Genomic DNA, 6519 nt, shown 5'->3' on the forward strand with positions numbered 1-6519 from the left:
GGCGTGCCGCGGCCGGTGCCGGCCCGGCCACCCGTCGGCTCGCGACGCTGGTCCTGCCGGCGGTGCTGGTCATGCTGGTCGCGCGGGTCGCGCGGGTCGCGCGGGTCGCGCGGGCGGTACGCGGGGTCCGCGGCCTCGGCACGGGCCTTGCGGCGCAACGCCTCCCGCCACGGCGGGAGCTCGTCCCTGGCCGACCCCCCGCGGCGAGGCGGTGGCTGCGGGGAACGCGGGACGTCCTCGGCACGGTTCGGGTGCAGCGGCGGCAGCCCCGCTCCCGGGCGGGGGCGGGGTGCGCGACGGCCGGGAACCGAGGGCCACCCGCGCTCGCGGCGCGGGCCCTCCGGCTGACCGGGAGACGGCATCAGCCCGCTCCCGGCGTCGTCCCGGCCCGCTCCGGTGGGTTCTCCGCGGAGGTCGACGGCTTCGCGGCGGGCGTCGGCTCACCCACGACGACGACGCGGCCGTCGGGTCGGACGACGAGCCGGGCCGGGTCGCCGGCGGGCACCATGCCCATCTCCTTGGCCCGCTCGGCGAGGACCGAGGCGGACTCCGCCCTGGTCACCTCGCGCTGGAGCTCGGCGGCCTGCTCGGCGAGCTCGCCGGCCGTCCGCTTGGCCTCGTCGAGCCGGTAGGAGTCGGCGACGGCCTGGGTCGAGAGCCAGAGCGTGGTCGCGACCCCCACGGTCAGCAACGCGATGATCAGGACGACGAACGAGGCGCGGCCCGCGGCCCGGTCGCCGTCGAGCGACTCGGGCCGGTACCCCGACCGGTGCGCCCGACGGGCCAGGGCTCGCTGTGCGGCGGTGGTGCTCGGACGCTGGGCCGGCCGCGCGACGACGCGCTCGGGCCCCGCCGGCGCGGGTGACTCGGCCGGAGCGGCCACAACCCTGGCCGACGCGGTCCTGGCCGCGGCCCTCGCTCGGTCGAGGACCGAGCCCTTGCTCCTGGCGTACGCCCCGCTCCGACGACGCGGGTCGGCGGAGGTCTCGCGCAGCCGCGCCGGGACGTTCGCCGACCTCCGCCCGGCGCCGGCGGGAGATCCCGCGCGCTCGGCGGTGCCACCACGCGTCGCGGCCGAGGAACGGGCGCGGTCGGTCGCGCCGGTGCGGCCGGCGCTCGCGGTCGAGGAGCGCGCACGCTCCGCGGACGCCCCGCCCCGCCCCGTGCCCGCGGTGGAGGAACGCGTGCGGTCACCGGTACCGGTGCGGGCGGCGGCCCGCCCAGTGGCCGCACTCGAGGAACGCCCACGGTCGCCGGCGTCGGTACGGGACGCGGCGCGGCCCGCACTCGAGGAACGCCCGCGGTCCACAGCGTCGGTACGGGACGCGGCGCGGCCCGGGGTCGAGGAACGCCCACGGTCCACGGCATCGGCACGGGACGCGGCACGCCCCGCACTCGAGGAACGCCCACGGTCGGCGTCGCCACGAGAGGTGCCACGCCCGGAGCTCGTCCCGGTGCGGGAGGTGCCCCGCCCGGTGGTCGCGGTCGAGTCGCGTGCGCGGTCGGGAGCGTCGGCGCGGGAGGTCTGGCCCGTGGTCGCCGAGGACCCCGTGCCCCGCTCGCCGCGGGAGCCGCGGCGGCCGGTGGCCGGCTCGGCGGTTCGACCCGCTCCACCGGCTAACGCCGAGCGGTTCCGGCCGGCGCTCTCGGCCGTGGCACGGCCGTCGTCCCTGCCCGAGCGGCGGCGTGCGGCCGGCACCTGGCGGTCAGCGCGCGAACCGCGGCCCGCCTCGCGCTCGGCGATCCTGGCCGCGACGGCCTCCCGCTCGGCCCGGCGCCGTCCGGTGGTGGGCGGGTCGTCGGGCTGTCTCCGGGAACTCCTCGGCTCCTCTGCGTCGGCCTGTCGGCGCCGCGCCGCGTCGGCGAGCTCAGCACTCGTGCTCACGCCGCCTCCAGAATCCGCTCCGCCGCCCGCAGCCGGACCGACGCCGCCCTCGGGTTGTGCTCCGTCTCCTGCTCGTCCGCCTGCTCCGCGCCCCGGGTCAGCAGGCGCAGCTGCGGGCCGTGGCCCGGCAGCTCCACCGGCAGCCCCGGGGGCGTCCGCGACTTCGCCAGCTCGGCGAACGCCCGTTTCACCAGCCGGTCCTCCAGCGACTGGTAGGACTCGACGACGATCCGGCCGCCGACCCGCAGCGCGGCGAGCGCCGCCGGCAACGCCCGGCGCAGCGCCTCGAGCTCGCCGTTCACCTCGATGCGCAGTGCCTGGAACGTCCGCTTCGCCGGATGTCCTCCGGTCCGCCGGCTGGCCGCCGGCACGGCGTCGTACAGCAGGCGGACCAACCGGCCGCTGTAGGCGAAGGGCTCCTGGGCCCTGGCCGCGACGACCGCGTCGGCGATGCGGCGGGCGAACCGCTCCTCGCCGTAGTCACGCAGCACGCGGGCCAGGTCGGCGGCCGAGTACGTGTTGAGCACCTCGGCCGCGGTGAGTTCGGCGGTGGGGTCCATGCGCATGTCCAGCGGCGCGTCCTGGGCGTAGGCGAACCCACGCTCGGTCAGGTCGAGCTGCATCGAGGAGACCCCGAGGTCCATCAGGACGCCGTCGACGGAGTTGGTGCCGGAAAGACCGAGCCGCGTGAGGACGTCGGCCAGCTCGTCGTACACCGCGTGCACGAGGTGCACCCGGTCGCCGTGCCTGGCCAGCCGCTCACCAGACCTCGCGAGCGCCTCCGGGTCGCGGTCGAGGCCGATCAGGGTCAGCCCGGGGTGCGCGGACAGCAGCGCGTCGGCGTGCCCGCCGAGTCCGACCGTCGCGTCGACCAGCACCGCGGCCGGCCGTGCCACGGCCGGCTCGAGCAGCTCCAACACCCGTGCCAACAGCACGGGGACGTGCTGGGTCATCGTCACCCCCTTCCCGCTCCCTCCGGACGCCCGCCAGAAACGAACGTGGGTGCCGCCAGGTCCCCGCCCGCTCGTCGAACCTGGCGCCGGGGAAGGTGCGCCAGGGCCGAAAGCGAGCGGACCGAGGCCTCACGGCACCCGCGTCCCTCATGGAGAAACTCGGACGAGCCCGGTGGTCAGAACACCCCGGGGAGGACCTCCTCAGCGGCCTGGGAGTAGCTGTCCTCGTGCTCGTCCAGGTAGGTCTGCCACGCTTGCGCGTCCCAGATCTCCAGCCGGGTGATCGCACCGATGACCACGCACTCCTTGGTGAGCCCGGCATACCGCCGGAGCTCCGGTGCGATCGCGATCCGCCCCTGCCCGTCGGGACGCTGCTCGTCGGTTCCGGCGAACAGGTACCGCTGGTAGGCGCGAACCGCCTCGTTCGTCAGGGGCGCCGCGGCGACCTTGCGTGCCATCTCCTCGAACTCCGCTCGCGGGAAGACGTACAGGCAGTGGTCCTGGCCCTTGGTGACCATCAACCCGCCCGCGAGCGCGTCTCGGAACTTGGCAGGCAGCGTGAGCCGCCCCTTGTCGTCCAACTTCGGGGTGTGCGTGCCGAGAAACACCGGGCACCCACCTCCCCACTGGCCCTGGTGGGCCAGTCATGAGGCCCCCTTCCGCCCCACTTGCCGCCACCGTACCCCACTTTTCTCCACAGTCAACGTCGAAAACCGCGGCACCGGGATCGACCCAGCGATGTTTCCGCAGGTGAGAGCGGTGGGGGGAACGTGGGGGAGAGTGGTGTACCTCCCCCGTCCGGGCACCGGCGGGAGCACTACCCGGGCGGACCGGGCCGCGAGGAGGTGCTCCGGACAGCCGAAGGCGGGTGATCTGGAACACACGCGGGCAGTCAGTTGTGGGGCGTTGTGGGGATTTCGGCAGCGGAGGACCCCGACAAGCCCACGGCAGTCCCGCGGACGTGGAGAATTGGGGGGAACCTGCGTCCCCGCCAGGCGTCATCGGCAGGGGCGGGGTTACTTATCGCCCGTTTGACACACTTCAGAGCAGGCTCTGCGCCGACGAAAGACCACAGGAGGTCGCGTGACGTCCAGCACTCCGCCATCGGCGCTGCCTGGTAACCATGCCTACGCAACGGCCAACGGCGATCCCTACGCGCACCACGCGGCCGGTGCCAACTCCCACCCGCAGGTGGAGACCAACCACTTCCGCCCGGCCAGTCACCTCGACGAGCTGAACGCCGCCGCCCAGCGCATCGCCGCCAACGTGGAGCGGGTGCTGGTGGGCAAACCCGAGGTGGTCCGGATCGCGCTGGTGACCCTGCTCGCCGAGGGGCACCTGCTGGTCGAGGACGTCCCGGGCGTCGGCAAGACCTCGCTGGCCAAGGCGCTGGCCCGGTCGATCGACTGCACGGTGAGCCGGATCCAGTTCACCCCGGACCTGCTGCCCAGCGACGTGACCGGGGTGTCGATCTTCAACCGGCAGACGAACGAGTTCGAGTTCCGGCCGGGCCCGGTCTTCGCGAACATCGTGGTCGGCGACGAGATCAACCGCGCCTCCCCCAAGACCCAGTCGGCACTGCTCGAGTGCATGGAGGAGGAGCAGGTCACCGTCGACACCAACACCTACCCGCTCGACTCGCCGTTCATGGTCATCGCGACCCAGAACCCGATCGAGATGGAAGGCACCTACGCGCTGCCCGAGGCGCAGCGCGACCGGTTCACCGCGCGCGTGTCGATCGGCTACCCCGACCCGCAGGCCGAGCTCGCCATGGTGGACGAGCACGCGGGGCACAACCCGCTCGCCGACCTGACGCCGGTCTCGCACGCCGACCAGGTCCGCGGCCTGATCCAGATCGTGCGCGCGATCAAGCTCTCCCCCGAGATCCGCCGCTACTGCGTCGAGCTGGTGTCGGCCACCCGGCGGCTGCCCGAGCTGCGGCTCGGCGCCTCGCCCCGCTCGACGCTGCACCTCGTCCGGGCGGCCAGGGCACAGGCCGCGCTGTCCGGCCGCGACTTCGTGGTGCCCGACGACGTGCACGCGGTCGCCGTGCCGGTCCTCGCGCACCGGCTGGTGCTCACCCCCGAGGCGCAGGCCGGCCGCCGGGCCACCGCGGACCTGATCCGCGGGCTCCTGCAACGGGTCCCGGTGCCCCAGGCCGTCGCCGACCCGAACGCGCACTGGGCGCGGAACAGGTAACTCGATGGCGCGACCGATTCGGGGTGCCCTGGCCGGGCTGACCACGCGGGGCCGCTGCCTGCTGGCCGCGGGGCTGGCCGCCGCGCTGTGCTCGTTCATCCTCAACGAGCGCGACCTGCTGCGGGTCTCGGTCTTCGTCGTCGCGCTCCCCCTCCTCGTGTGTTTTCTCACGGCGGTGGCCCGCGTCGGGTTGCACGCCCAGCGCAGCCTCGCGCCGCCCCGGGTACCGGTCGGCGCGCGGGCCGAGGTCACGGTGCACGTGCACAGCACCGGGCGGCTGCCCACCGGCGGGCTGCTCGTGTCCGACGGCGTCCCGTACTCCCTGGGCGGCAAGCCCCGGTTCGTCATCGAGCACCTGCCCCGGCACACCGGCACCCGGTTGCGGTACGCGGTGCAGCCGATGCTGCGCGGGGTCCAGCAGCTCGGACCGCTCAAGGCGACGGTGACCGACCCCTTCGGGCTTGCCGAGTTCGAGCGCGACCTCGCCGGTACCTCGCGCCTGGTGGTCGTGCCGAGGGTCGTCTCGCTGCTCGGGGTGCCCGGCGGCTCGGGGCTGGGCTCCGGGGACGACGGCTCGGTCCGCCTGGCCGCCGGCCAGGGCGAGGACGATGTGATCGTCCGGCCCTACCGCCAGGGCGACGACCTGCGCAAGGTGCACTGGCGCTCGACGGCCAAGCGGGACGAGATGATGGTGCGGGTCGAGGAGCGCCCGTGGCGGGGCGGCACCACGGTGCTGCTCGACCACCGCGCGCCGGCACACAGCGGCACCGGCGCCACGTCCTCGCTCGAGTGGGCGATCTCCTTCGCCGCCAGCATCTGCCTGCACCTGCACCGCTACGGCCAGCGGATCCGGCTGGTCACCGAGACCGGACGGCTGGTCATCAGCGACTCCGGCGACGGCAGCCACAGCGACCACGCCGTCCTCGACGCACTCGCCGCCCTGCAGCCCGCCCCGCAGGCCGAGCTCGACTGCCGGACCGACCCCGGCCACGGGCAGGAGCTGATCGCCATCCTCGGCGCCATCAGCACCGAGGCCCTCGGCCAGCTGATCACCCAACGCGGTCGTGGCACCCGCAGCCTGGCCGTGCTGATCGACACGGCGGCCTGGGGCGCCCCCGGCGAGAGCGGCGCCCAGACCGACCTCGAGGGCGCGGCAACCCTGCTGCGTGGCACGGGCTGGGGCGTGACGATCGCCCGCCCGCACACCCCGATGACCGAGACCTGGGCAACGCTCTGCCGCGCGAACGGCAGCCGCAGCGACGCCATGACCAGCGGGGCGGGGCTGTGACCGGACCCACCCACCACACCGCCAGGCGCACCGCCGGCCCCACGGCGGATCGCCTTGCCGGCCGCACCGCCACCGAGCCCACCGCCACCGAGCCCACCGCCACCGAGCCCACCGCCACCGAGCCCACCGCCACCGAGCCCACCGCCACCCGCACCGCCACCCGCACCGCCACCCGGACCGGAGTCGGCCAGTGA

6 protein-coding genes and 1 pseudogene are annotated in these 6519 nt (G+C 74.9%); 3 read left to right on the forward strand and 4 right to left on the reverse strand.

Annotated features, from left to right (window positions below; genetic code table 11):
* From BU204_RS39520 to mraZ, 4 genes and pseudogenes are all read right to left on the reverse strand, one after another.
* A pseudogene (locus BU204_RS39520) lies at positions 1-362 on the reverse strand (hypothetical protein); the annotation flags it as partial.
* On the reverse strand, positions 362-1885 hold the full coding sequence (locus BU204_RS41605; protein WP_233160794.1) for a hypothetical protein: 1524 nt from the start codon (positions 1883-1885) through the stop codon (positions 362-364). The pseudogene BU204_RS39520 and the gene BU204_RS41605, both read right to left, overlap by 1 nt.
* Positions 1882-2838: a 16S rRNA (cytosine(1402)-N(4))-methyltransferase RsmH gene (rsmH, locus tag BU204_RS31105; protein ID WP_075129367.1), complete on the reverse strand. Its 957-nt coding sequence runs from the start codon at positions 2836-2838 to the stop codon at positions 1882-1884. The genes BU204_RS41605 and rsmH overlap by 4 nt, the downstream gene beginning before the upstream one ends.
* A gap of 176 nt (positions 2839-3014) precedes the next feature.
* Positions 3015-3446 carry a division/cell wall cluster transcriptional repressor MraZ gene (gene mraZ, locus BU204_RS31110; RefSeq protein WP_075129362.1) on the reverse strand — a complete coding sequence of 144 codons (432 nt, stop codon included), beginning with the start codon at positions 3444-3446 and terminating at the stop codon, positions 3015-3017.
* 475 nt (positions 3447-3921) lie between these two features.
* Here mraZ and BU204_RS31115 point away from each other — a divergent pair, with 475 nt between their 5' ends.
* The 3 genes from BU204_RS31115 to BU204_RS40955 are packed head-to-tail and all read left to right on the forward strand — an operon-like array spanning position 3922 to position 6519.
* On the forward strand, positions 3922-5037 hold the full coding sequence (locus BU204_RS31115) for an AAA family ATPase (protein WP_075129363.1): 1116 nt from the start codon (positions 3922-3924) through the stop codon (positions 5035-5037).
* A gap of 4 nt (positions 5038-5041) precedes the next feature.
* The gene (locus BU204_RS31120) at positions 5042-6325 is read left to right on the forward strand and encodes a DUF58 domain-containing protein (RefSeq protein ID WP_075129364.1); all 1284 of its coding nucleotides are present in this window, start codon (positions 5042-5044) and stop codon (positions 6323-6325) included.
* Positions 6322-6519: a hypothetical protein gene (locus BU204_RS40955; RefSeq protein ID WP_075129365.1), complete on the forward strand. Its 198-nt coding sequence runs from the start codon at positions 6322-6324 to the stop codon at positions 6517-6519. The genes BU204_RS31120 and BU204_RS40955 overlap by 4 nt, the downstream gene beginning before the upstream one ends.

It is taken from the genome of Actinophytocola xanthii (assembly GCF_001921205.1).
In the GTDB taxonomy this organism is placed as follows: domain Bacteria; phylum Actinomycetota; class Actinomycetes; order Mycobacteriales; family Pseudonocardiaceae; genus Actinophytocola; species Actinophytocola xanthii.